General features: G+C 66.5%; 24 protein-coding genes and 1 pseudogene. 2 read left to right on the forward strand and 23 right to left on the reverse strand.

Annotated features, from left to right (window positions below):
- From C2862_RS24230 to C2862_RS24280, 11 genes and pseudogenes are all read right to left on the reverse strand, one after another.
- Positions 1 to 291 (reverse strand): annotated as a pseudogene (locus C2862_RS24230) (hypothetical protein); the annotation flags it as partial.
- 14 nt (positions 292 to 305) lie between these two features.
- Positions 306 to 767, reverse strand: a complete 462-nt coding sequence (locus C2862_RS24235; protein WP_210736123.1) for a hypothetical protein — start codon at positions 765 to 767, stop codon at positions 306 to 308.
- A gap of 8 nt (positions 768 to 775) precedes the next feature.
- Positions 776 to 1,870, reverse strand: a complete 1,095-nt coding sequence (locus C2862_RS24240) for a formate dehydrogenase subunit gamma (protein ID WP_136223505.1) — start codon at positions 1,868 to 1,870, stop codon at positions 776 to 778.
- A gap of 9 nt (positions 1,871 to 1,879) precedes the next feature.
- Positions 1,880 to 2,098: a hypothetical protein gene (locus tag C2862_RS24245; RefSeq protein ID WP_136223507.1), complete on the reverse strand. Its 219-nt coding sequence runs from the start codon at positions 2,096 to 2,098 to the stop codon at positions 1,880 to 1,882.
- Positions 2,095 to 2,778 carry a formate dehydrogenase FDH3 subunit beta gene (gene fdh3B, locus C2862_RS24250; protein ID WP_136223509.1) on the reverse strand — a complete coding sequence of 228 codons (684 nt, stop codon included), beginning with the start codon at positions 2,776 to 2,778 and terminating at the stop codon, positions 2,095 to 2,097. The genes C2862_RS24245 and fdh3B overlap by 4 nt, the downstream gene beginning before the upstream one ends.
- A gap of 33 nt (positions 2,779 to 2,811) precedes the next feature.
- A complete protein-coding gene (locus C2862_RS24255; protein WP_136223511.1) occupies positions 2,812 to 5,631 on the reverse strand; it encodes a formate dehydrogenase subunit alpha in 2,820 nt (939 codons plus the stop codon).
- Positions 5,632 to 5,650: 19 nt separating this feature from the next.
- Positions 5,651 to 5,866: a twin-arginine translocation signal domain-containing protein gene (locus C2862_RS24260; RefSeq protein WP_136223513.1), complete on the reverse strand. Its 216-nt coding sequence runs from the start codon at positions 5,864 to 5,866 to the stop codon at positions 5,651 to 5,653.
- A 25-nt stretch (positions 5,867 to 5,891) separates the two neighbouring features.
- Positions 5,892 to 6,575, reverse strand: coding sequence for a molecular chaperone (locus C2862_RS24265; protein WP_229467586.1), 684 nt, complete (start codon positions 6,573 to 6,575; stop codon positions 5,892 to 5,894).
- Between the two features lie 122 nt (positions 6,576 to 6,697).
- Positions 6,698 to 6,826: a DUF2474 domain-containing protein gene (locus C2862_RS24270; protein WP_136223516.1), complete on the reverse strand. Its 129-nt coding sequence runs from the start codon at positions 6,824 to 6,826 to the stop codon at positions 6,698 to 6,700.
- On the reverse strand, positions 6,826 to 7,833 hold the full coding sequence (gene cydB / locus C2862_RS24275; RefSeq protein ID WP_136223518.1) for a cytochrome d ubiquinol oxidase subunit II: 1,008 nt from the start codon (positions 7,831 to 7,833) through the stop codon (positions 6,826 to 6,828). Before cydB ends, C2862_RS24270 begins: the two co-directional genes overlap by 1 nt.
- 1 nt (position 7,834) lies before the next feature.
- Positions 7,835 to 9,319, reverse strand: a complete 1,485-nt coding sequence (locus C2862_RS24280) for a cytochrome ubiquinol oxidase subunit I (protein WP_136223520.1) — start codon at positions 9,317 to 9,319, stop codon at positions 7,835 to 7,837.
- A gap of 214 nt (positions 9,320 to 9,533) precedes the next feature.
- On the opposite strand from C2862_RS24280, the gene fnr reads away from it, so the two are divergent.
- Complete coding sequence (gene fnr, locus C2862_RS24285) at positions 9,534 to 10,301, forward strand: fumarate/nitrate reduction transcriptional regulator Fnr (protein ID WP_136223522.1); 768 nt, start codon at positions 9,534 to 9,536, stop codon at positions 10,299 to 10,301.
- Positions 10,302 to 10,310: 9 nt separating this feature from the next.
- Here the strand turns inward: fnr and C2862_RS24290 are convergent, their stop codons facing one another.
- The 8 genes from C2862_RS24290 to ccoN all read right to left on the reverse strand — a co-directional run bounded on the left by C2862_RS24290 (position 10,311) and on the right by ccoN (position 17,960).
- Positions 10,311 to 10,739 carry a VOC family protein gene (locus C2862_RS24290; RefSeq protein WP_136223523.1) on the reverse strand — a complete coding sequence of 143 codons (429 nt, stop codon included), beginning with the start codon at positions 10,737 to 10,739 and terminating at the stop codon, positions 10,311 to 10,313.
- 185 nt (positions 10,740 to 10,924) lie between these two features.
- Positions 10,925 to 12,760, reverse strand: coding sequence for a DUF885 family protein (locus C2862_RS24295; RefSeq protein ID WP_136223525.1), 1,836 nt, complete (start codon positions 12,758 to 12,760; stop codon positions 10,925 to 10,927).
- 100 nt (positions 12,761 to 12,860) lie between these two features.
- Positions 12,861 to 13,355 (reverse strand): FixH family protein, encoded by a 495-nt coding sequence (locus C2862_RS24300; RefSeq protein ID WP_229467587.1) that lies wholly within the window; start codon positions 13,353 to 13,355, stop codon positions 12,861 to 12,863.
- Positions 13,356 to 13,377: 22 nt separating this feature from the next.
- Positions 13,378 to 14,760, reverse strand: coding sequence for a cytochrome c oxidase accessory protein CcoG (ccoG, locus tag C2862_RS24305; protein ID WP_136223529.1), 1,383 nt, complete (start codon positions 14,758 to 14,760; stop codon positions 13,378 to 13,380).
- On the reverse strand, positions 14,757 to 15,695 hold the full coding sequence (ccoP, locus tag C2862_RS24310; protein WP_136223531.1) for a cytochrome-c oxidase, cbb3-type subunit III: 939 nt from the start codon (positions 15,693 to 15,695) through the stop codon (positions 14,757 to 14,759). The genes ccoG and ccoP overlap by 4 nt, the downstream gene beginning before the upstream one ends.
- Positions 15,688 to 15,852 carry a CcoQ/FixQ family Cbb3-type cytochrome c oxidase assembly chaperone gene (locus tag C2862_RS24315; RefSeq protein WP_136223533.1) on the reverse strand — a complete coding sequence of 55 codons (165 nt, stop codon included), beginning with the start codon at positions 15,850 to 15,852 and terminating at the stop codon, positions 15,688 to 15,690. The genes ccoP and C2862_RS24315 overlap by 8 nt, the downstream gene beginning before the upstream one ends.
- A 1-nt stretch (position 15,853) precedes the next feature.
- Positions 15,854 to 16,471, reverse strand: coding sequence for a cytochrome-c oxidase, cbb3-type subunit II (gene ccoO, locus C2862_RS24320; protein WP_229467588.1), 618 nt, complete (start codon positions 16,469 to 16,471; stop codon positions 15,854 to 15,856).
- A 13-nt stretch (positions 16,472 to 16,484) separates the two neighbouring features.
- Entirely contained in the window at positions 16,485 to 17,960 is a 1,476-nt protein-coding gene (gene ccoN, locus C2862_RS24325; protein ID WP_229467589.1) for a cytochrome-c oxidase, cbb3-type subunit I, read from the reverse strand.
- Between the two features lie 241 nt (positions 17,961 to 18,201).
- Between ccoN and C2862_RS24330 the strand changes: the two genes are divergently transcribed.
- A complete protein-coding gene (locus C2862_RS24330) occupies positions 18,202 to 18,597 on the forward strand; it encodes a TraR/DksA family transcriptional regulator (protein ID WP_136223537.1) in 396 nt (131 codons plus the stop codon).
- Between the two features lie 7 nt (positions 18,598 to 18,604).
- On the opposite strand, the gene ccoS is transcribed toward C2862_RS24330, so the two are convergent.
- The 4 genes from ccoS to hemN are packed head-to-tail and all read right to left on the reverse strand — an operon-like array spanning position 18,605 to position 23,348.
- Positions 18,605 to 18,754, reverse strand: coding sequence for a cbb3-type cytochrome oxidase assembly protein CcoS (gene ccoS / locus C2862_RS24335; protein WP_136223539.1), 150 nt, complete (start codon positions 18,752 to 18,754; stop codon positions 18,605 to 18,607).
- Position 18,755: 1 nt separating this feature from the next.
- Positions 18,756 to 21,155 (reverse strand): heavy metal translocating P-type ATPase, encoded by a 2,400-nt coding sequence (locus C2862_RS24340; protein ID WP_136223541.1) that lies wholly within the window; start codon positions 21,153 to 21,155, stop codon positions 18,756 to 18,758.
- Positions 21,152 to 21,895 (reverse strand): sulfite exporter TauE/SafE family protein, encoded by a 744-nt coding sequence (locus tag C2862_RS24345; protein WP_136223543.1) that lies wholly within the window; start codon positions 21,893 to 21,895, stop codon positions 21,152 to 21,154. The genes C2862_RS24340 and C2862_RS24345 overlap by 4 nt, the downstream gene beginning before the upstream one ends.
- A 1-nt stretch (position 21,896) precedes the next feature.
- A complete protein-coding gene (gene hemN / locus C2862_RS24350) occupies positions 21,897 to 23,348 on the reverse strand; it encodes an oxygen-independent coproporphyrinogen III oxidase (protein WP_136223545.1) in 1,452 nt (483 codons plus the stop codon).
- Positions 23,349 to 23,353 lie beyond the last annotated feature (5 nt).

Genomic DNA, 23,353 nt, shown 5'->3' on the forward strand with positions numbered 1-23,353 from the left:
GCCGGCCGCGGCGGTGCCGGGCGCTGCGCCAGGGGCCGGCGCGGCCGCGATCGCGACCGGCGGATTCGTCTTCCAACCCTGGCTCGCCGCGCGCGAACGCCAGCGCGCGCTGACCGCATCCATCGAGGCGGCCAGCAGTTCCTTGGCCTTGGCAGCATCCGCGTCGGCGGCCGCCTTCTTGGCCGCCGCGGCCTGCTGCTGGGCCGGCGTCGGCGCCGGCAAGGCGGCCCAGGCGCCGCTGACCAAGGTCCCGGCAGCAGCGCAGGCGGCCGCAGCCAGCACGGTTCTCATGAATCGGATCCGCATCATTTGTCCCCCGTCAGCGTCCCCGGCGCAGCGGCCGGCTTGCTGTCCTGGTTGGTGGCGCTGCCTGCGCCCACCGGCGTGGTGCCGGCAGCCGGCGCCGTCGCGGGCGGTCCGCCGTTGTCGCCGGATGGCTTGTTGCCCGGCTGGGCGGCGCTGGCGGGCGGCGTCGCGCCCTGCGAGGGTCCCTGGCCGGTCTCGGTGACGGTGCCGCCCAGGGCCGCGCCGCCGGTGGTGCCGCCCGCACCGCCGGCAATCCCCGGCGTGCCGCCGGCATAGGCCGCATTGGTTTCGGGCTTGGCGCTGCGCGCCATGATCTGGCCACTGGTCATGCCGCCGGCCGTGACCTGGCCCGGGAACTTGGTCTGGATGACGCCGTCCTTCGGATTCGTGTGGCCGCGGTCACAGCCGGACAGTGCCGTACAGGCGGCAACCAGGCCGAGCGTAAGTAAAGATGCTTTCATCGATGACCTCAGTGTGCTGGGCCCGGGCGTGGTGCGCTCGGCGGCGCCGCTCCCGGACGCGGGTTCGTGCTGCCTGGGACGGCCCCTGACTTGACTTCCTCGTACCACAACGCATGGTGCGTCCTGGCCCAGTTCTCGTCCACGCTGCCTTCGCGCATGGCCTGGTAGGCGCCCGGCGAACCGAGCGTGCCGAGATAGATGTGGCCCATCGCGCCGACCATGTACAGCGTGGCGCCGGCGATGTGCAGGTAGTTCGCCACCTGCAGCACGTAGCGGGTCTGGCCGAAGGTGACGAAGTCGAGGATCAGGCCGGTGATCGACATCACCAGGCCCAGCAGCACGACACCGAACCAGAACCAGGTCTTTTCGCCGGCATTGAAGAAGCCGGCCGGCACGTGCTCCTGCGTCACCAGGCCCCCGCCCTTCTTGACCCACTGCCAGTCGATACGGTTGAAGAAGTTCCGGCGCAGGAAGGTGAAGAACATCAGGATCGAGCACAGAATGAACAGCGGGCCGACCACGTTGTGCACGTACTTGCTGATGATCGCGATCCAGGAGAACAGGGTATGCCCCATCCAGGGCAGCAGGATCTTCTTGCCGAACATGATGATGATGCCGGTGACGGCAAGCGCGATGAAGGTATAGGCCGTGGCCCAGTGCACGTGGCGCTCCCAGCTGGTGAAGCGATTGATGCGCCGGCCGGTGGGCGACGGTTCGAGCGCCGCCGGGCGGAAGGCGCGCCAGAACACGAAGATCAGGAAGGGCACGACCAGCAGGATGGTGCCGGTGATCAGCGCGATCGGGCCATTACGCAGCAGGCGCCAGGTGTTGCCGCCGCGCTGGACGATGACGTTCGCTTCGGTGCTGCCGTACTGGCCCAAATAGTGGCGGTCGACGTGCACGCGGCCGGAGGCGGCATTGTCCAGGCCCGGCTCGCGCACGCTCGAGTCGCCTTCGACCTGCAGCATGGTCTGTTCCTCGGCATAGGCCGGTTTCGCGTCCTTGTTCGGCACGCCGGCCCAGCTGGGCGCCATCAGCGAAAAGGACAACAGCGCGCATATCAGCGCAAGGACCGCGCGCAAGGCAGTGAAATGAGCTCGCATGGCGGTCTCCTAGGGATTGGCGCGGTTGTACTCGTTCTGCTGGTTATTGCGATTGATGATCGCAGCGGACCAGGAGAGCTTGTCGTTATGGAACAGGGTCTGGTAGTGGCGCGGATCCTTCTTGCCCGCGTACTTGCCGTCGATCCAGGCCGGATGCTGTTCGACCTCGAGGCAGCCCGACAGGACCAGCACCAGCGGCAGCAGCGCAATGAGAGGAAGTTTTTTCATGTCGGCAGGCTCCCCGGATCGTTCTGGGTGTCCCCAGGCTTCTGGTTCACGCGCGGCAGGTTGCCGAGAGCCTTGCGCGGGCCGCCGCGCTTGTTCGGGCCGTAGGCGATCTTCCAGCCCCACAGTTCCGGCCCGTAGCCGCGGGTTTCCACGCGCTGGCGGTAGATGTCTGCGATCAGGTTCGCTTCGCCGCCCAGCAGCGCCTTGGTGCCGCACATTTCGGCGCAGGCCGGCAGCTTGCCTTCGGCGATGCGGTTGCGGCCGTATTTCTTGAATTCGGCTTCCGAGGTGTCCGGCTCCGGGCCGCCGGCGCAGAAGGTGCACTTGTCCATCTTGCCGCGGTGCGCGAACAGGCCCGTCTCCGGGAACTGCGGTGCGCCGAAGGGACAGGCGAAGTGGCAGTAGCCGCAGCCGATGCACTGGTCCTTGCTGTGCAGGACGATGCCGTCCTCGGTGTGGTAGATGCAGTTGGTCGGGCACACGGCCAGGCAAGGCGCGTCGGTGCAATGCATGCAGGCGATCGACACCGAGCGTTCGCCGGGCGCGCCGTCGTTGATGGTGACGACGCGGCGCCGGTTCACGCCCCAGGGCGTCTCGTGTTCGTTCTTGCAGGCGGTAACGCAACCGTTGCAGTCGATGCAGCGCTCGGTATCGCAAATAAATTTCATCCTGGCGGACATGCTGTTCTCCTGTTTCCGTACCTAAGCTGTCACTCAGGCGCGCACGACGCGGCAGAGCGATACCTTGGTTTCCTGCATCATCGTGACGGCATCGTAGCCATAGGTCCAACCGGTGTTGATTGCCTCCCCGCGCACCGTCGGCGCACCGTCCTCGGGATAGTGGCGCTCGAGATCCTCGCCCATCCACCAGCCGCCGAAGTGGAACGGCGCCCACACCATGCCGACCGGGACCCGCTCGGTGACCATCGCCATCATCTTCAGGCGCGCGCCGGTCGGGGTCTCGACCCAGACGTAGTCGCCCAACTTGGCGCCGATCTGGACCGCGTCCTTCGGATTGACTTCGACGAACATGTTCTGCTGCAGCTCGGCCAGCCAGGGGTTGGAACGGGTTTCCTCGCCCCCGCCCTCGTACTCGACCAGGCGGCCCGAGGTCATGATCATCGGGAAGTCCTTCGAGAAGTCGACTTCCTGCACCGATTTGTAGAGCGTCGGCAGGCGCAGGAAATTGGCCTTGTCGTCGTAGGTCGGGTACTTGGCGACCAGGTCGCGGCGCGGCGACAGCAGCGGCTCGCGGTGGGTCGGGATCGGGTCCGGGAAGTTCCACACGTTGCAGCGGGCGCGCGCATTGCCGAAGGGCGAGCAGCCGTGAGCAATGACGACGCGGATGATGCCGCCCGAATTGTCGGTCTTCCAGTTCTTGCCCTCGGCCAGGGCCTGCTCCTGGGGCGTAAGCTCGGACCACCAGCCCAGCTTTTTCAGGAACACGTGGTCGAATTCCGGGTAGCCGGTATCGAGTTCCGAATTCTTGTTGGTCGAGCCGTCCGCCGCCAGCAGGGTCTGGCCATTGTGCTCCACGCCCCAGTTGGCGCGGAAGGCCAGGCCGCCCTCGGCCACTGGCTTGTTGAGGTCGTACAGGATGGGGGTGCCCGGGTGCTTCATCTCCGGCGTGCCCCAGCACGGCCACGGCAAGCCGTAGTAGTCGCCCTTGCAGGGTCCGGACTCGGCGCGCAGCGTGGTCGGGTTGAAGGTGTGCTTGTTCTCCATGTGCAGCTTCAGGCGCTCCGGCGAGCAGCCCGTGTAGCCGATGGTCCAGCAGGAGCGATTGATCTCGCGCAGGATGTCCTCGATCACGGGCTCGTTCTGCACAACCTTGATGTTCTTGCACAGTTCGTTGTGGAAGCCGAACTTCTTGGCGAACAGGTACATGATCTCGTGGTCGGTCTTGCATTCGAAGAGCGGCGCAATCACGCGTTCGCGCCACTGGATCGAACGGTTCGACGCGGTGCAGGAGCCCTGGGTCTCGAACTGCGAGGCCGCCGGCAGCAGGTAGACGCCGTCGGTACGCCCGTGCATTGCCGCCGTCATGCTCGGATACGGATCGATCACGACCAGCATGTCGAGCTTCTGCATGGCCGCCTTCATGTCGGGCAGGCGCGTCTGGCTGTTCGGCGCGTGGCCCCAGTAGATACAGGCTTTCAGGTTTGCCGGCTGGTCGATGTACTGGTTTTGCTCGTTGACGGCATCGAACCAGCGCGAGACGGTGATGCCGGGCTTTTCCATCAGCTCCTTGGAACCGAAGCGCGACAGGATCCAGTTGTAGTCGACGCCCCAGACATTCGCGAAGTGCTTCCACGAGCCTTCGGCCAGGCCATAGTAGCCCGGCAGCGAGTCGCCGTTCGGGCCGACGTCGGTGGCGCCCTGCACGTTGTCGTGGCCGCGGTAGATGTTGGCGCCGCCGCCCGGCACGCCGATGTTGCCCAGCGCCAGCTGCAGGATCGACAGCGCACGCACGTTGGCGGTGCCGACGTGGTGCTGGGTGATGCCCATGCACCAGACCACCGACGAAGGACGGTTCTTGGCCAGCATCTCGGCCGCCATGCGCACCGAAGCTTCCGGCACGCCGGTGATGTCCGAGACTTTATCCGGGGTCCATTTCGCGACTTCCTTGCGCACGTCGTCCATGCCGTAGGTGCGGGCGGCGATGTATTCCTTGTCTTCCCAGCCGTTGTTGAAGATGTGCCAGAGGATGCCCCAGACCAGCGGGATGTCGGTGCCGGGACGCACGCGCACGTAGTGGTGGGCGAAGCGCGCCGTGCGGGTGAAGCGGGGGTCGACCACGATCATCTTCGCGCCCAGCTCCTTGGCGTGCAGGAAGTGCAGCATCGAGATCGGGTGGGCCTCGGCCGGATTCGAACCGATGAACATCACGGCCTTGCTGTAGTGCAGGTCGTTGAAGGAGTTCGTCATCGCGCCGTAGCCGAAGGTCTGGGCCACGCCGGCGACGGTGGTCGAGTGGCAGATGCGCGCCTGGTGGTCGCAGTTGTTCGAGCCCCAGAAGGACATGAACTTGCGCAGCAGATAGGCCTGCTCGTTGTTGTGCTTCGAGCTGCCGATGAGCATGAGCGAGTCCGGCCCGGACTGCTGGCGCAGCTGCAGCAGCTTGTCGCCGATCTCGTTGATGGCCTGGTCCCAGGAGATGCGGGTGTACTTGCCGTTGACCAGCTTCATCGGGTAGCGCAGGCGGTGCTCGCCGAAGCCGTGCTCGCGCACCGAGGCGCCCTTGGCACAGTGCGCGCCCATGTTGATCGGCGAATCGAAGGCCGCTTCCTGGCGCACCCAGACGCCGTTCTGGACGATGGCATTGACCGAGCAGCCGACCGAGCAGTGGCTGCAGACGGTGCGCTTCATTTCGGTCTTGACGGGCTCGGCCGCGGCCTGCTGGGCCTGGGCCGGCTCGATCACGTTCAACGGCAACTGGCGCGCCAGCGCGCCCGCACCGGCGGCGACGCCGGCCCCGACCAGGAACTTGCGCCGCTTGAGGCCTTTGTCGCTGGAACTTTTAACTAAAGACATGGCTGGTCTCCGGGGTCGCTCACCAGTAGGCGGCGGTTTTGTAGTAAGTACGAATGTGCTCGGTCTCGTGGTAGCCGCGTTTTACCTCGGGCTTGGCCGCCTCCACGGGCTTCAGCTCCGGTTTCGCTTCGGCGCCACCGGCCACCGCGGCCAGCGCGCCCAGCGGCGCCGCCTTCAGGAAGCTGCGGCGCGACGGGTCCGGCTTGGGCCCGGCTGACTTGGTTCGATCGTCCATGACACTGCCCTCGTTACGCGTTTGATTAAACATCGACGCCCTCCTCCACCGCGAAGGCTTCGGCTTCGATAGCCAGCAGCGCCGCGACGAAGGCCGCGACCAGCCGGTAGAAATTGGCGCCCTCGGCGCTGCGCATGTCCTTCAGGCAGCGCGCGTACCAGGGGGCGATGCGCGAATCGAAAAAGCGTTTCTGGCGGCTCAGGGGCTGGCGCGGGATGCCGCCGCCGCCCGCAATGAGGACGCGCATCGTCTCGCACAGGGCGCCCAGGTGGTCTTCCGATTCGGCGACGCCGCGCACGCGCCCGATGCCGAAGGCGGCGAGATCCGCGCGCAGCTCGGCCAGCGGTGTGTCGTTCATGAAGCCGGACAGGTAGAGCGAGCCGTAGGGGTTCAGGGCCGGGGTGCCGCTGCTGATGAAAAGTCCGTCGAATTCCTCGGCAACGGCATCGGCGTCCATCACGCTGGAAGCCAGCACCAGCTTTTCCCAGGCATCGGCCAGCTGATGGTCGCCGCCCTCGGCCAGGATCGGGTCGGCCGCGGCCAGGCCTGCGAGCAGGGCCGCGTCCGGCGGCGCCAGCAGCAGGCGCGCCGCGAGGGCGTACAGATCGCTTCTGGCCTGGTCTTCTGGTGGGGGCGGCAATGTAACAGGGACAGCAACAGCAGCGGCGGCAAGCGCAGCGCCGGGTCGGACGACTTCGTGCGCCGTCATGGGGGAAGTGCTGGATGATGCTGACTGCATAGACACTGGCGCTCCGTTAATAAATCTTCATCGAAAGTGTAGTCCCTCGTCCGTCGAAGGCGCGCACGTTTGGAACGCTCTTGCATATGTCTTTACCGCATGCCGGCCGCATGCATGAGGCCACGGATCAGCGTCGCCACCAGCCAGAGCGCCCCCACCCCGCCCGCCCAGAGGACGAGCAGCCAGCCCAGGCGCCGCAGCCAGACCCGTTCTCCCCGCATCAGTGGTACCCCGCATCGGCCTTGACCTTGCCCCGGAACACCCAGTACGACCAGACCGTATACATCAGGATGATGGGCAGGATGAAGAGCGTGCCGACCAGCGCAAAACCCTGGCTGCTCGGGGGCGAGGCCGCTTCCCAGATCGTGATGAAAGGCGGGACAATGTGCGGCCAGATGCTGATCGCCATGCCTGTGTAGCCGAGGAAGACCAGCGCCAGCGCGGCGACGAAAGGCAGGCGGTGCGGCTTGCCCTTGAGCGAGCCGAGCAGGACGACGATGGCCAGCAGCACCAGGAGCGGCACCGGCATCAGGAACACGATGTTCGGGAAGCTGAACCAGCGCTCGGCCACGGCCGCGTCGCGCAGCGGGGTCCAGATGCTGACCACGACCACGGCGCCCAGCAGCGCCAGGGCAAAGGGCTTGGCCACCTGGATCATGCGATCGTGCAACTCACCTTCCGTCTTCATCACCAGCCAGGTGCTGCCGAGCAGGGTATAGGCGATCATCACGCCAATACCGGCCAGCAGCGGGAAAGGCGCGATCCAGTCGAGCGGACCGCCGGCATAGCTGCGGCCGGACACCGTGATCCCGTCGAGGAAGGCGCCGAGCGAGACGCCCTGGAAGAAGGAAGCGACGACCGAGCCGCCGATGAAGGCCTTGTCCCACAGGTGGCGCCGGTGGTCCTTGGCCTTGAAGCGGAATTCGAAGGCCACGCCCCGGAACACGAGGCCGATCAGCATGAAGATCAGCGGCAGGTAGAGTCCGGACAAGATGATCGAATACGCCACCGGAAAGGCCGCCAGCAGCCCCTCGCCGCCCAGCACCAGCCAGGTCTCGTTGCCGTCCCAGACCGGCGCGACCGTGTTCATCATGGTGTCGCGGTCGCGCTTTTCCTTAACGAACGGAAACAACATGCCGATGCCGAGGTCGAAGCCGTCCAGCACCACGTACATGAAGACGGCAAAATAAATGATGACGGCCCAGATGACCGAGGTGTCGATGCCCATCTCACGCTCCCTTGCCGTCGTTGTCGAGCGCTGCGCCGCGGCCGATGTCCGGATTGTCGTCGCCGCTGCCGTCCGGATCGTCGTCGTTGCCTACGTCCGCCGCCGACAGCGGCCGCATCGGCGTGCGTCCTTCTCCCGGCCCGCCCGCGGTGGCCCGGTGCAATTCAAAAGCCTGCGGCCCCTTCTTCATCATGCGCAGCACGTAGACCGTGCCGGCGCCGAACACGAAGAAATAGGCGATCACGAACAGCCCGAGCGTGAGCGCGAGCGAGCCGGCGCCGTGCGGCGAGACCGCATCCGCCGTGCGCAGCACGCCGTACACCACCCAGGGCTGGCGCCCGACCTCGGTGGTAACCCAGCCGGCCAGGATGGCAACCAGGCCGGCCGGCCCCATCCACAGCGCGGCGCGCAGGAACAGCGGCGTGGTGAAGATCCGTCCGCGCCTGCGCAGCAACAGGCTCCAGGCGCCGAGGGCGATCATCAGGAGGCCCAGGCCCACCATCAGCCGGAAGCTCCAGAACACGATGAGGGAATTGGGCCTTTCCTCGCGCGGGAACTCCTTCAGGCCGCGGAACTGCCCGTTCCAGGAGTGCGTAAGGATGAGGCTGCCCAGGTGCGGGACGCCGACCGCGTAGCGCGTCTTTTCGGCTTCCATGTCGGGTATCCCGAACAGCAGCAGCGGCACCGCCTCGCCCGGCTCGTTCTGCCAATGCCCTTCCATCGCGGCCAGCTTGGCCGGCTGGTGTTCCAGCGTGTTCAGGCCATGGAAGTCGCCGATCACGGCCTGGATCGGTGCCACCAGCAGGATCATCCACATCGCCATCGACAGCATCTTGCGCACGGCGGGATTGTCCCTCTTGCGTAATAGCTGCCAGGCGCCGGTGGCGCCGACGATCAGCGCGGTGGTGAGATAGGCCGCCACCACCATGTGCATCAGGCGATATGGGAAGGAAGGATTGAAGACGATCGCCAGCCAGTCGGCGGGCACCATGCGGTTGCCCTCGATGGCATAGCCTTGCGGCGTCTGCATCCAGCTGTTGGCGGCGAGGATCCAGGTGGCGGAAATCAGGGTGCCGACGGCCACCATGCAGGTGGCGAGGAAGTGCAGGCCCGGGCCGACCCGGGTCCAGCCGAACAGCATCACGCCGAGGAAACCGGCCTCCAGGAAGAAGGCGGTCAGCACCTCGTAGGCCAGCACCGGCCCCATGATGGAGCCGGCGAATTCGGACATGTAGCTCCAGTTGGTGCCGATCTGGTAGGCCATCACGATGCCCGAGACCACGCCCATGCCGAACATGACGGCGAAGATCTTGAGCCAGAAGTGATACAGGTCGACATAGACCTGGCGCTTGGTGCGCAGCCAGGACAGCTCGAGCACGGCCAGGTAGCTGGCAAGACCAATGGTCACCGCGGGGAACAGGATGTGGAAGGACATCGTGAACGCGAACTGGATGCGTGCCAGGTCCAATGCCGACAGGCCGAACATGTGCTCTCCTCTGGATGCGGTGTCCGGAATCTAGCACGGCCGTGGGGGCGCACGATTGCCGCATTGACCAGAGCAGAGCTTCGTCTAGGCGGATGCGTGCGCGCTCTTGCACTGTTGTATCAATCTATTCCAAGCGGATAACAATGTCCGGAACGCTGGGAGCGCGCGGCTGACCGGTCTATAATCCGCTTCACCATTCAATGTCTTCGAACCGATGAGCCAGGCCATCCACTTCCCCAACAGCGCACCGGTCAGCCTGGGCGCCATCAAGGCCAGCTGCGCCGCCTGCAGCATGCATCAGCTGTGCCTGCCGATGGGCCTGGACGACGCCGACATCAACCGCCTCGACCAGATCATCGGCAGCCGGCGCCGCATCAACCGCGACGAGCGCCTGTATGCCATGGGCGAGCCTTTCCGCAGCCTGTACGCGGTGCGCTACGGCCACTTCAAGACCTATCAGATCAATGCGGCCGGCGAGCAGCAGATCACGGGCTTCCAGATGGCCGGCGAACTGCTGGGCATGGATGCGATCAGCGGCGACCGCTACCACTGCGACGCCGTCGCGCTGGAAGACAGCGAAGTCTGCGAAATCCCGTTCGCGCGCCTGGAAGAACTGTTCGGCCATGTACCGACGCTGTTGCGCCATTTCCACAGGATCATGAGCCAGGAAATCACGCGCGAGCAGAACGTCATGCTGCTACTCGGCAATATGCGCGCCGAGCAGCGCTTCGCCGTCTTCCTGGTGAACCTGTCGGCCCGCTACGCCGCGCGCGGCTACTCCAGCACCGAATTCGGCCTGCGCATGTCGCGCGAGGACATCGGCAACTACCTCGGCCTGACCATCGAAAGCGTCAGCCGCCTGCTCTCGCGCTTCAAGAAGCAGGGCTGGATCGAAGTCGACAAGCGCGAAGTGAAGCTGCTCGACCCGGTCAAGCTGAAGGCGATCGCGGCCGGCACCGACCAGTGCGCGCCGATGTCCTGAGGCGTTTTTTCAAAAAGTAATCTGCACCGAGGGCGCGCTGCGTGTAGCCGCGCCGTGGAACACGGCTTCGATGTTGTTCCCGTCGGGATCGAGCACGAAGGCGGCGTAGTAGCCCGGGTGGTAGGGACGCTCGCCGGGGGCGCCATTGTCCTTGCCGCCGGCCTGCAGTGCCGACCGATAAAAGGCGTCGACCATGGCGCGGTCGGCGGCCTGGAAGGCCAGGTGGTGGCGGCCGGTCAGCTTTCCCTGCGCGGCCTGGCTGTCAGCGGTGGAGACGAACAGCTCGTCGTACCAGAAGTAGTCCTCGCCTTCGCCGCCAAGGGGGACTTTCAGCGTGTCGAAGACCGCGGTGTAAAAGGTTCTGGAGGCTGACAGGTCCTTGACGACCAGCTGGATGTGGTCGATCAGGCGGCCGCGGTGGAGTTGCTGGGTTTCCATAACGTGTACTCCAAAGAAGATTTCACGCAGCATCGTAGGGTGGGCACTTGTGCCCACGCGGATTCGTACTTTACCTTACCCTGAAAGCGACCGAAGCCGATCCGGTGCGGATCGATGTTCCCGTCGGGGCAGATGCCCCGTACGACCGCGTGGGCACGAGTGCCCACCCTACGGGCTGCTGACTTTCAAACCTTCGCTTTTTCTTTGGCGATCCAGCCGTCGACCAACTGGCCCAGAACGTCGAGCGGCACCGAACCGGCGCCCAGCACCATGTCATGGAAGGCCGGCAGCGAGAACTTCGGTCCCAGTTCCGCCTTCGCCTTCTCGCGCAATTCGACGATGCGCAGCATGCCGATCATGTAGGCCGTGGCCTGGCCCGGCCAGACGACGTAGCGGTCGACTTCCTCGACGTTGATGCCGTAGTCGACCGCCTGCTGGCGCGTCCAGCCCTTGGTGTGCAGGCCGGTATCGACCACCAGGCGCCGTGCGCGGAACAGTTCCGAGCCGAGGGCGCCGAGCAGGCCCGGGACGTCGCCTTCATACCAGCCCTGCTCCACCGCCAACCGCTCGGTGTACAGCGCCCAGCCTTCGCTGTGCGCGCTGCCGCCGCTGAAGATGCGCTGGCTGCGGTATTTCGGGATGCCGGCCAGCTCCTGCTGGATCGCCAGCTGGAAGTGGTGGCCCGGCACCGCCTCGTGGTAGGACAGGCTGCGCATGCGGATCATGTCGAACTTCGGACCGCGCATCGGCACCCAGAACACGCCCGGACGGCTGCCGTCCGGCGCCGGCAGGCTGTAGTGGGCGGCGGCCGAGGCTTCGGTCAGGGGCGGCTCGCGCAACACGTCGACCGGCGCGCGCGGCTTCAGGTTGAACAGCGACTCGCTGCGCGCCTGCGCATCCTTCACCATCTCCTTGTACTTCGCCAGGATGCCTGGGCGCGGGTCTTCCTCGCCCTTCGGCTGGAAGCTCGCGTCGAGCGCCTTCATGCGCGCCTCGATGCTGCCCTCGTTGAAGCCGAGCGCGCGCAGGTGCTTGTCCATCTCGCCTTCGAGGCGCGCCACTTCGCGCAGGCCGATCGCGTGGATCTCGTCGGCCGTCAAGGTGGTGCTGGTGAAGTTGGCGATCGCGCGGTCATAGGCGGCCCGGCCATTCTGCAACCGAGAGACGCCGGCCGTGTCGTCCGTCTTCGGATGCAGTTCGGCCATGAAGCCCTGCACGCGCACGTAGGCGGGGCGGATCTTGTCCTCGACGATGCGGGTGGCGCGCGCGATCGCCGCCGTCCGCGCTTCCGGCGTCAGGTCCTTCAGGTCGGCGCTGCGCTTCTCGAGCGAGGTCACGAGCACGTTCTGGCCGGCCGCGGGCTTGAGGAAGGTATCGACCTGGTACTGGGCGCGCTCGAGGATGAAGCGCGGCGGAATGAGCTTGCGCTCGCTGGCGCTGCGAGCGCGCGCCAGCGCCTCGTCCATGCGCGTACTCACCTGTTCCAGGCGCGCCAGCCAGGAATCGACGTCCTGCGCGTTGCGCATCGGGTGGGTCTGGGTCATGAAATTGACCATGCCGACCTGGGGGCCGCCGAACTGCGAGAACACGAAGTTGTAGTCTTCGAAAGGCTCGTTGGCGATCACGTTCGAGAGCGACCAGCGCATGACCAGGGCCGAGATCCTCTGAGTCTCGTCCAGGGGGCCGGCCAGGAACTTGTCGAGGCGGGCCACGCCGGTCTTCGCCATCGCGACCATCTGCTTGCGCCGGGCCGGGGTCTGCGGCGTCAGCTGGCGATCCAGCGCGGCCTGCTCGGTTCCGCCGAAATACTGGGTGCTGCTGGCCAGCTGCGGGTTCATGCGCACCCAGTCGTTGGCGAAGCGCTCGGCCCAGGCGTCGAAGGCGGCGTTCGGCTTGACGGCGGCCGCCTTTGGCGCCGGGGCGGCGATCGCGACATCGGGCGCGACGGCGGCTGCGAGCGCGAGGGGAACGAACAGGGTGGCAAGGGCGGCGCGCAGGCGGCGCTGGGAGGAAATCGGCATGGTCTCTCTAATCGTTATCATCTGGCGAAGTGCCGCGCCAAATCTAACATGGATGAGCCGTACCGAACAGCCTCCCCTGGCCGCTCGTTATCAAGCGTATTTACGGCGCCTTATCGGCGTCAATCGCAAGCCGTGCGTCGCGCGCCGGGCTCCAGCTGCGCGCCAGGCGCCACTGCCGCCCCTCGTCCTCGATCACCACCTGCCAGTGGGTCATCTCCAGGTCCGGGATACGCACGGAAAAATCACCCTGCCCGTCGGGAAAGGCATCCAGCACCAGGTCCTTCGCCGGCTGGGTCGGGTGGGCCAGGTGGAGACGAAACGGCGCGGCCATCGGCCGAGCGAAACTCGACAAACGGCCTGCAAGGCGGCCGCCTTCGTAGCGCGCATCGAACTGCAGGCGCAGCGCGCTGGCCATGCGGTCGCGCCGCAGGTCCTGGTTGATCGCCTTGCCCTGCTTGTAATAGTCGTCGACCACCATGGCATCGGGCTGGCGCACGGCCAGCAGGACCGTCACCAGGGTTGCGAGCATGACGGCGACCGGGCCGAGCATGATGAACCACGGCCAGCGATGGCGGTACCAGGGTGCTTGCTGCATGGCTGTCTGCATATTGTTCTCTTCAATGCGGCACAATGAAGGCCGCTTCCTCGCGCACGGCGACGGATGCGTCGTCCAGTGCCGTGACCGTGAATTCGATGCGGTGCGAACCGCCCTTGCCGGGGCCTTCCGCGCGCACCCGTACCGGCAGCGCGCGCGTGGCCACGCCGCCGATTTCGACCACCTCCTCGTCGACGATGGCTGCACCGGGCAGGCCCGCCACCGCGATGCGCAGCAGGCGCGGCTCCTCGCTGGTGTTCATCAGCTGCAGCCGGTAGACGTTCTCGATGCGGCCATCCTCGACCTCGCGTCCCATCGAGCCACGGTCGCGGATCACGTCCACTTTCAAGGGCACCCGCAGCGCCAGCGAAGTACTCATGCCGGCCACCATCAGCGCCAGCACGGCCGCATAGCCGAGCACGCGCGGACGCAGCAGACGGCGTTTTACCTGCGCCGCGTCCCAGCCACGTGCAAGCGCGTTCTCGGTGGCATAGCGGATCAGGCCTTTCGGCTTGTCCACCTTGTCCATCACCGTGTCGCAGGCGTCGATGCAGGCGGCGCAGCCGATGCATTCGTACTGCAAGCCGCGCCGGATGTCGATCCCGGTCGGGCAGACCTGTACGCAGAGGGTGCAGTCGATGCAGTCGCCGAGCTTGTCGCCTGCCTGGCGCGCACCCGGGCGCCGTGGTTCGCCGCGAGCGCGGTCGTAGGTCACGACCAGCGTGTCCTTGTCGAACATCGCGCTCTGGAAGCGGGCATACGGGCACATGTACTTGCAAACCTGCTCGCGCAGCCAGCCGGCGTTGCCATAGGTGGCCAGGCCGTAGAACAGCACCCAGAAGGCTTCCCAGGGACCGAGGTCCAGGTGACGCACGCCGGCCAGCAGCGACTCGATCGGCGTGAAATAGCCGACGAAGCTGAAGCCCGTCCACAGCGCCAGCGCCATCCAGGCCGCGTGCTTGGCCGTCTTCTTGCCGATCTTCTCCCCATTCCAGGGCTGGCGGTCGAGCCGGATACGGGCGCTGCGCGCGCCTTCGATACGGCGCTCGATCCACAGGAAGAGTTCGGTGTACACGGTCTGCGGGCAGGCATAGCCGCACCAGATGCGCCCTGCCACCGTGGTGACCAGGAACAGGCCGTAGGCGCAGACGATCAGCAGGCCCGCCAGGTAAATGAAATCCTGCGGCCAGAGCACCAGCCCGAACAGGTGGAACTTGCGCGCGCCGAGGTCGAACAGCACGGCCTGGCGCCCGTTGTACTGGATCCACGGCAGGCCGTAGAACAGCAACTGGGTCAGCCAGACGCAGGCCCAGCGCAGCGTCGCGTAGCGGCCTTTCACCTCGCGCGGGTAGATCTCCTCGCGCGGGGCGTACATCTTGATGACCGCTTCCTTGGGGGCGTTCATTTTGCGGCCACCCGCTTGTCCACCGTCGGATTCGACAGGCTCCAGACATAGGCGGCCAGCACGTGCACCTTGGCGTCGCCCAGGAATTCGCCGAAGGCCGGCATGGTGTTGGTACGGCCCTTGCGGATCGTCTCCATCACCGTCTCGGCGCTGCCGCCGTACAGCCAGACTTTATCGGACAGGTTGGGCGCGCCCAGCATCTGGTTGCCCTTGCCTTCCACCCCATGGCAGGCCACGCAGGCCGCGAACTTCGGTTTGCCGAAAGCGACCTGGATCGGGTCGGCCGTCAGGCCCGACAGATTGCGCACGTAATGGGCCACGGCTTCGACGTCCTTGTCCGAGCCGAGCGCCGCGCCCATCGGCGGCATCTGGCCGATGCGGCCCGCCAGGATGGTCTTCTTGATCGTGGCCGGGTCGCCGCCGTGCAGCCAGTCTCCGTCCGTCAGGTTAGGAAAGCCCTTGTTGCCGCGCGCGTCGGAGCCGTGGCATTGGGCGCAGTAGTTCATGAACATGCGCTCGCCGATGGCGCGTGCCTGCGGGTCGGCCGCCACCGCCTCGATCGGCTGGCCGGCGTAGCGCGCAAACAGCGGGCCGAAGTCGGCATCGGCCTTTTTCAACTCGGCCTTGTACTCGCCGCCCGAGTTCCATCCCAGCTTGCCGGCATAGCTGCCCAGGCCCGGATACAGCACCAGGTAGCCCACGGCGAAAACGATCGTCATATAGAACAGCACCATCCACCAGCGCGGCATCGGCGTATTCAGTTCGGTCAGGTCCTCGTCCCAGACGTGGCCGGTCGTCTTCTCCGGCTGGCCGTCGGGCCCGATCTTCGCCTTGTGGGTCGACTGCGCCCACAGCAGGATGCCGCAGCCGGCAATCGACAGCACCGTGATCAGGGCGATGTACCAGTTCCAGAAGCCGCTCGTGAAATCACTCATCATCCGCCTCCGCGTCGGCGAAAGGCAGGCTGGCGGCGGCGTCGAAATCGGCGCTGCGCTTGAGCAGGAAGGTCCACAGCAGGATGCCGACGAAAGTGGCAAAGGAGACCACGGTCATCACGCTGCTCGCGCTGTCGAAAAGTCGTTCGATGTTCATGTCAGTTCCTCGTCTTGATTTGCGTGCCCAGGCCCTGCAGGTAGGCGATCAGCGCGTCCTGTTCGCTCTTGTCGGCCAGTTCGGCCGGGGCATTCCTGATCTCGTCTTCCGTGTAGGGCACGGACAGCAGCCGCATCGCGCGCATCTTGGGCACGATCTCGTCCGGCTTCAGCTTGGTTCTGGCCAGCCACGGATAGCCGGGCATGTTCGATTCCGGCACCACGTCGCGCGGGTTGTCGAGGTGGGTGCGGTGCCATTCGTCGCTGTAGCGCCCGCCCACGCGCGCCAGGTCGGGACCGGTGCGCTTGCTGCCCCACTGGAAGGGGTGGTCGTAGACGAACTCCCCGGCCACCGAATAGTGGCCATAGCGCTCGGTCTCGGCGCGGAAGGGGCGGATCATCTGCGAGTGGCAGTTGTAGCAGCCTTCGCGGATGTAGACGTCGCGGCCGGCCAGGCGCAGCGGAGAATACGGCTTCAAGCCGGCGACCGGTTCGGTGGTCGACTTCTGGAAGAACAGCGGCACGATCTCGACCAGGCCGCCAAAGGAGATCACGAGGATCACCAGGCCGATCAGCAGCCAGGGGTTCTTCTCGATCCATTCATGGGTAAAGTTTTTCATGGTGTGCTGGCTCTCAGGCATTCGTTGGCACGTGGGATTCGACGGCGCAGGCTTCCACGTGGGCGTGCTGCGGCTTGTGCGGCTGCGGGATCGGCGCGTCGACGTTGACGGTGCCGGCCAGGGTCTTCCAGGTATTGAAGGCCATCATCGCCATCCCCGACAGGTAAAGGAAGCCGCCCGTGAACCGGATCACGTAGTAGGGATAGGTCGCCTTCACGCTCTCGGCAAAGGTATAGGTGAGCGTGCCGTCGGCATTCACCGCGCGCCACATCAGGCCCTGCATCACGCCGGCGATCCACATCGAGGCGATGTAGAGGACGATGCCGATGGTCGCCACCCAAAAGTGGGTCTCGATCAGCTGGGTGCTCCACATCTCCTTCTTGCCGGCCAGGCGCGGGATCAGGTAATAGATCGAACCCATGGTGATGAAGCCGACCCAGCCCAGCGCGCCGGCGTGGACGTGGGCGACGGTCCAGTCGGTGTAGTGCGACAGCGAGTTGATGGTTTTAATCGACATCATCGGCCCCTCGAAGGTGGCCATGCCGTAGAACGAGAGCGAGACGATCAGGAACTTCAGGATCGGATCCGAGCGCAACTTGTGCCAGGCGCCCGACAGGGTCATGACGCCGTTGATCATGCCGCCCCAGCTCGGCGCCAGCAGGATCAGGGAAAACACCATGCCCAGCGACTGGGTCCAGTCGGGCAGCGCCGTGTAGTGCAGGTGGTGGGGGCCGGCCCACATGTAGGTGAAGATCAGCGCCCAGAAGTGGACGATCGACAGGCGGTAGGAATACACGGGGCGCTCGGCCTGCTTCGGAATGAAGTAATAGACCATGCCGAGGTAGCCGGCGGTGAGGATGAAGCCGACCGCGTTATGGCCGTACCACCACTGGATCATCGCGTCCTGCACGCCGGCGTAGACCGAGTAGGACTTGAAGGCGGACACCGGCACCACCGCGCCGTTCACGATGTGCAGCACGGCCACCGCGATGATGTAGGCGCCGAAGAACCAGTTGGCCACATAGATGTGCTGCACCTTGCGCTTGACGATGGTGCCGAAGAAGACCACGGCATACGCGACCCAGACCACGGTGATCAGCAAGGCGATCGGCCACTCGAGCTCCGCGTATTCCTTCCCGCGCGTAAAACCCATCGGCAGCGTGATGGCGGCCGCCACCAGCACGGCTTGCCAGCCCCAGAAAGTAAAGGCGGCCAGCCGGTCCGAGAACAGGCGGACCTGGCAGGTTCGCTGGACGACGTAGTAGGACGTGGCGAACAGGCCGCAGATGCCGAAGGCGAAGATGACGGCGTTCGTGTGAAGCGGACGCAAGCGTCCGTAGGACAGCCAGGGAATGTCGAAATTGAGCGCCGGCCAGGCAAGCTGGGCGGCGATGAAGACGCCGGCCGCCATGCCGATCACGCCCCAGACGACCGTGGCGATGGCAAACTGGCGCACGATCTTGTAGTTATAGTTTAGACTGCTTTTCAAGATACTCTCCCGAGTGGATTTGCTGCGAAGACACAGGGAGAGTAGTTTTCTGGACCTTAAAAATCCTTGATGTGAATCAAAATGTTCAGTTTCATTGGATATGGAGGGAGATGTTGGCGCCCCGCTGCGCCAGCCTCGATCAGAGTTTCAAGGAAACCGCATTCGACTCCATCAAGGGCTGTAACGGACAGCCCGTCCTGACACCGCATGGGCTGTTCTCATTACCTTACAGGACGCCGCCATGCCCATCTCGCAATCCCTTCACGACGAAGTCGCCAAGAAACTGCAGGACGCGCGCGAAGCCGCTCTTGCGACCGTACGCACCCGTACCGACAGCCCCGGCGACGAAGCGCCGAGCATCTCGCCGATGGCCCACACCGGCCAGAACGACGACGCACCCGCCGCCGAAATGATCGCCCACAACGAAGAACACTTCGCCGACCACGAAACCGCCCTGCTGCACGAAATCGACGCCGCCATCGGCCGCCTCGAATCCGGCGGCTACGGCATCTGCGAATCCTGCGGCTGCGAGATTCCCGAGCAGCGCCTGCTGGCCACGCCAACCGTGCGGACCTGCGTTCCCTGCCAGGAGCGCATCGAGAAGGAAGAAGGTACGGGACGCGGACCCACCATGTAATGCCGGTTCACCCCGTGCTGTCGTCGTCACGCAAGATGCGCAGCGCGGGGCCTTCGAGGTCCTCGAACTGGCCGCTGTCGGCCGCGCCGAAGAACACCCAGACGGCGAGCGCCACCAGCACCAGGCTCAGGGGAATCAGCAGGTACAAGGCTTCCATTTCACTTCCTTAAACGGAGTGCATTGAGCACGACGATGGCCGAACTGGCGGCCATGCCGATGCTGGACAACCAGGGGTTGAGCAGGCCGCTCGCCGCGGCCGGAATCGCCAGCAGGTTGTAGGCGCTGGCCCAGGCCAGGTTCTGGCGGATCACGCGCAGCATGCGCCTTGCCGTGTCGGTGGCGTCGAACAGCGGGGCCAGGCTGTCGCCCAGCAGCACGCCGTCCGCATGCAGCTGGGCCAGCGCCGCGCCCTTCCCCATCGCGAACGACACGTCGGCGCCGCGCAGCACGGCGGCGTCGTTGACGCCATCGCCCACCATCGCCACCACTGCTCCTTCTTCTTGCAGGCGCCGCACGTAGGCCAGCTTCTCGTGCGGCAGCTGGCCGCCGACCGCGCGTCCGATGCCCGCCCGGCGCGCCAGCGAAGCGACCGCCGGCGTAGCGTCGCCGCTGAGCAGCACCACGGTCTTGCCGGCCTGCTCGAAGCGGCGCACCAGCTCGCAGGCTTCGGGACGCAAGGCATCGGCAATGTCGAAGCATGCCAGCCAGGTGCCCGCGCGGCCGAGCCAGACGGTGCCGGTATCAAGCGGCGTATCAAGCGGCGTAGCGAGCACCGGCGCCCGCCCCGCCAGCGGCGCGACGAAGGCGGCGCTGCCCAGGCGGTAGGCCACACCGTCGACGCTGCCCGCGATCCCCTGTCCCATCACATAGTCGATGCCCTCGGCCGCCACGGCCGTAGGCGCCGCCGCCCGGATCGCCTCGGCCAGCGGATGCGCATTGCCGGCTTCCAGCGCGGCGGCGATGCGCAGGCAGGCCTGCGTATCCAGCCGCCCCAGCACCCGCGTCGTGCGCAGGCGCGGCCGGCCCAGGGTCAGCGTACCGGTCTTGTCGAACACGACATGGGTGGCACGCTCCAGGGTTTCGAGCGTGTGCGGGCTGACGGCCAGCACGCCGCGTTTGAGCAAGCTGCTGGTGGCCGCGGCCAGGGCGGTCGGCGTGGCCAGCGACAGCGCGCACGGGCAGGTGACGACCAGCACCGCGATCGTCGCCGGCAATGCGCGTACCGGATCGAGGAAGGACCAGCCGACGTACACGAGCGCAGCCAGCAGCAGCAGAGCCGCCACCGACCAGGCGGCGACGCGGTCGGCCCACAGCGACACGGCCGGCTTGCCCTGCCCCGCCTGTTCGACCAGGCGCATGAGAATCGCCAGCGTGCTCTCGCCCGCGGCCGCCGTCACCCGCAGCACCACGGCCTGGGCCACGTTGACGGCACCTCCGGGCAGCGTGTCGCCCGGCCCGATGCGCCGTGTTGCGCTCTCTCCGCTCAAGAGCGACAGGTCGGCCTCGGTTGCGCCCTCCACAACGACGCCGTCGGCCGGCACCGCCGCGCCGGGCGCGACCAGCACCAGGTCGCCCGCGCACAGGCGGCTTGCTGCGACCAGTTCGGTGGCGCGGCCCTGCGGGTAATCCAGCAGGCGCTGCGCCGACGCCGGCAAGGCGTCCTGCAGCGCGGCCAGCGCGGCGGCCGCGCGACGGCGTGCGTCCAGCTCGAGATAGCGGCTGCCCAGCAGCAGGAAGATGAACATCGTGACCGAATCGAACCAGAGGTCGCCTTCCCCGCGCAGCAGCGCCACGGTGCTGCCGGCGAAGGCGGCGCCGATGCCCAGCGCCACCGGCACGTCCATCCCGGGCAAGCCGCGGCGCAGGTCGCGCCAGGCATTCGCGAAGAAGGGCCGCGCCGAATACAGCACGGCGGGCAGCGTCAGGAGAAACGAGGCCCAGCCCATCAGGGCGCGCATGTCGGCATCCATTGTGCCATCGGTGGCCATGTAGACGGGGACGGCGTACATCATCACCTGCATCATCGCCAGGCCGGCGACGAACAGCTGGCGGAACAGGGTGCGGCGCTCGCGCGCCAGGTGCTCGCCGTGGCGGCGCGCATCGTAGGGATAGGCCGTGTAGCCGATCGCGCGCAGCGCGCGCAGGATGGTGCTGACCCGGCACCCGGCCGGGTCCCAGCGCACCTGCAGGCGCGCCGTACTGACGTTCAGGGTCGCGTCCAGCACGCCCGGCAAGGCCGCGACGCGGCGTTCGATCAGCCAGACGCAGGCGGCGCAGCGGATGCCCTCCACGCTGAAGCCGCCCTTGCCCGTATTGCCGGCTTCGTCGAACAGCTCCAGTTCCGCTGCGCCCCTGTCCTCCACGCGCGCGCCGAAGTCCGCACGGGTCGCGTAGTAATCGGCGCAGCCGGCATCGACGATGGCCTGGGCCGCGGCCGCGCAGCCGGGGCAGCACATGTCCTGTTCGACCCCGCCGATGCGCGCCTGCCAGCGCGGCCCGTCGGATAGCGGCAGGCCGCAGTGAAAGCAGCCGGTCAGCTCGCGCGCGATCGCGTTCATGGCGCCACACACAAACTCGAGAGCCAGCTGGCGGGCAGTCCATCGGCCGCGCGCGCGAGGCCCAGCAGGCCGAAACCGAGCACGGTGGCGCCGCAGGCGAGGCGCACGGCGCTCTTCTGCAGCCAGCCGCGCAGGCGCGCGCCGGCCAGGCCGAGCGCCATCGTCATCGGCAGCGTGCCGAGACCGAAGGCCAGCATCACGGCTGCGCCTTGCCCGCCCGAGCCGCTCAGCATCGCGGTCACCAGCACGCTGTAGACCATTGCGCAGGGCAGCCAGCCCCACAGGGCGCCGGCCACGAACATGCGGCCGGCGGTGTCGGGCGGTCCCACGCGGCGCAGCAGCGGAAACACATGCTGCCAGAGACGGCGGCCGCCGGCCTCGATGCGCGCCACGCCGCGCCAGAGGTCCATCAGGTACAGGCCGAGTGCGACCAGCATCAGGTTGGCCGCGACATAGGCGGCCTCCTGCAGCAGCGGCAATGCACTCCAGCGCGCCGCGCCGCCGGCCAGTCCTCCCGCCAGCGCGCCGGCGGTGGCGTAGCTGGCGATCCGTCCCGCGTTGTAGGCAAGCGTGCGCGCGGCCGGTCTCGCATCGACCGCATGCAGCGCGATCACGGGCGCGCCAGGGCGCACACGCGGCGGCGCCAGCGACAGCGCGCCGACGATGCCGCCGCACATGCCGGCACAGTGGACGCTGCCCAGCAGGCCCACGACGAACACCGGGAACAGGGAGACATCCATGTCAAACGGTACGCGAATAGCGCGGCGTCGTACCAGGCGCGGCGAGATAGCGGTCGAATACCATGCACAGGTTGCGAATCAGGAGGCGCCCGCGCAGGGTCACCGTGAGCCACTCGCCGTCCATCGTGAGCAGTCCGTCGCGTTCGTAATGGCGCAGCGCCGCCAGTTCGGGCGCGAAGTAATGGTCGAAGGCGATCGGAAAGGCCTGTTCGATGGCGGAAATCGACAGCTCGAACTGGCACATCAACTGCTGGATGATTGTCCGGCGCAACAGGTCGTCCATCCCGAGCGCGACGCCGCGCACGACGGGCAACTCGTTGTTGTCGAGCGCCTCGTAATAGGCGTCCAGCGTCTTCGCGTTCTGGCTGTAGGTTGCGCCCACGGCGCTGATGGCCGACACCCCGCAGGACACCAGCTCGCTGTCGGCATGGGTCGAGTAGCCCTGGAAGTTGCGGTGCAGGCGGCCCTGGCGCTGGGCGATGGCGAGGTCGTCGTCGGGCCTGGCGAAATGGTCCATGCCGATATAAACGTAGCCGGCTTCGGTCAGGCGCTCGATACACAGGGCCAGCATGTCGAGCTTCTCGCCGCTCGATGGCATGTCCGCTTCCAGGATGCGGCGCTGCGGCTTGAAGACGTGCGGCAGGTGGGCGTAGTGGTAGAGCGAGATGCGGTCCGGGCTGGCGTCGATGACCTTGACGATGGTCGCGGCCATGGTCTCCAGGTTCTGCCTGGGCAGGCCGTAGATCAGGTCGATGCTCACCGAGCGGAAGCCTGCGTCGCGCGCGGCGGCGATGATGGCGCGCGTCTCGGCTTCGGGCTGGACGCGGTTGACGGCCTTCTGCACCTCGGGATCGAAGTCCTGTACGCCCAGGCTGATGCGGTTGAAACCCTGGCGCCGCAGGCTGTGCACGCGCTCGCTTGACACGGTGCGCGGGTCGACCTCGATCGAATACTCGCCCACCTCGTCCGGCGCGAAGCGAAAGCAGCGGCGCAGGTGCGCCATCAGCTCGCCCATCTGCTCGTCCGAGAGATACGTCGGCGTGCCGCCGCCGAAGTGCAGCTGCTCGACCTCGTTCATGCCGGCAAACAGCGCGCCCTGCATCGCGATCTCGCGCTTCAGGTAGCCGAGATAGGTCGCCGCCTTCTCGCGGTTCTTCGTGACGATCTTGTTGCAGGCGCAGTAGTAGCAGACCGTGTCGCAGAACGGAATGTGCAGGTAGAGCGACATCGGCCGCGCCGCGCCGCGCGTGCGCACGGCCGCCACGGCGTGCAGGTAGTCGCGGTAGCCGAAGCCGTCGCTGAAGCGGTCGGCCGTCGGATAGGAGGTGTAGCGCGGGCCGTTCTTGCTGAGACGCTTGATCAGTTCGCCGTCGAACTCGACCTTGCTGCGTAATGGAACCGGGGGAGGCGGCGCCGTGCGGACCGCCGGGGAGGAAAGCTGCTGCTGATGCATGTGGA

Origin of the sequence: Massilia sp. Mn16-1_5, from assembly GCF_004798585.1 — a bacterium.
Classification (GTDB): Bacteria; Pseudomonadota; Gammaproteobacteria; order Burkholderiales; family Burkholderiaceae_D; genus Telluria.

Coding starts and splice junctions, on each gene's coding strand:
- C2862_RS24235 (WP_210736123.1), bottom strand. CDS start 767: ATGAAAGCATCTTTACTTACGCTCGGCCTGGTTGCCGCCTGTACGGCA.
- C2862_RS24240 (WP_136223505.1), bottom strand. CDS start 1,870: ATGCGAGCTCATTTCACTGCCTTGCGCGCGGTCCTTGCGCTGATATGC.
- C2862_RS24245 (WP_136223507.1), bottom strand. CDS start 2,098: ATGAAAAAACTTCCTCTCATTGCGCTGCTGCCGCTGGTGCTGGTCCTG.
- fdh3B (WP_136223509.1), bottom strand. CDS start 2,778: ATGTCCGCCAGGATGAAATTTATTTGCGATACCGAGCGCTGCATCGAC.
- C2862_RS24255 (WP_136223511.1), bottom strand. CDS start 5,631: ATGTCTTTAGTTAAAAGTTCCAGCGACAAAGGCCTCAAGCGGCGCAAG.
- C2862_RS24260 (WP_136223513.1), bottom strand. CDS start 5,866: ATGGACGATCGAACCAAGTCAGCCGGGCCCAAGCCGGACCCGTCGCGC.
- C2862_RS24265 (WP_229467586.1), bottom strand. CDS start 6,575: ATGACGGCGCACGAAGTCGTCCGACCCGGCGCTGCGCTTGCCGCCGCT.
- C2862_RS24270 (WP_136223516.1), bottom strand. CDS start 6,826: ATGCGGGGAGAACGGGTCTGGCTGCGGCGCCTGGGCTGGCTGCTCGTC.
- cydB (WP_136223518.1), bottom strand. CDS start 7,833: ATGGGCATCGACACCTCGGTCATCTGGGCCGTCATCATTTATTTTGCC.
- C2862_RS24280 (WP_136223520.1), bottom strand. CDS start 9,319: ATGTTCGGCCTGTCGGCATTGGACCTGGCACGCATCCAGTTCGCGTTC.
- fnr (WP_136223522.1), top strand. CDS start 9,534: ATGAGCCAGGCCATCCACTTCCCCAACAGCGCACCGGTCAGCCTGGGC.
- C2862_RS24290 (WP_136223523.1), bottom strand. CDS start 10,739: ATGGAAACCCAGCAACTCCACCGCGGCCGCCTGATCGACCACATCCAG.
- C2862_RS24295 (WP_136223525.1), bottom strand. CDS start 12,760: ATGCCGATTTCCTCCCAGCGCCGCCTGCGCGCCGCCCTTGCCACCCTG.
- C2862_RS24300 (WP_229467587.1), bottom strand. CDS start 13,355: ATGCAGCAAGCACCCTGGTACCGCCATCGCTGGCCGTGGTTCATCATG.
- ccoG (WP_136223529.1), bottom strand. CDS start 14,760: ATGAACGCCCCCAAGGAAGCGGTCATCAAGATGTACGCCCCGCGCGAG.
- ccoP (WP_136223531.1), bottom strand. CDS start 15,695: ATGAGTGATTTCACGAGCGGCTTCTGGAACTGGTACATCGCCCTGATC.
- C2862_RS24315 (WP_136223533.1), bottom strand. CDS start 15,852: ATGAACATCGAACGACTTTTCGACAGCGCGAGCAGCGTGATGACCGTG.
- ccoO (WP_229467588.1), bottom strand. CDS start 16,471: ATGAAAAACTTTACCCATGAATGGATCGAGAAGAACCCCTGGCTGCTG.
- C2862_RS24330 (WP_136223537.1), top strand. CDS start 18,202: ATGCCCATCTCGCAATCCCTTCACGACGAAGTCGCCAAGAAACTGCAG.
- ccoS (WP_136223539.1), bottom strand. CDS start 18,754: ATGGAAGCCTTGTACCTGCTGATTCCCCTGAGCCTGGTGCTGGTGGCG.
- C2862_RS24340 (WP_136223541.1), bottom strand. CDS start 21,155: ATGAACGCGATCGCGCGCGAGCTGACCGGCTGCTTTCACTGCGGCCTG.
- C2862_RS24345 (WP_136223543.1), bottom strand. CDS start 21,895: ATGGATGTCTCCCTGTTCCCGGTGTTCGTCGTGGGCCTGCTGGGCAGC.
- hemN (WP_136223545.1), bottom strand. CDS start 23,348: ATGCATCAGCAGCAGCTTTCCTCCCCGGCGGTCCGCACGGCGCCGCCT.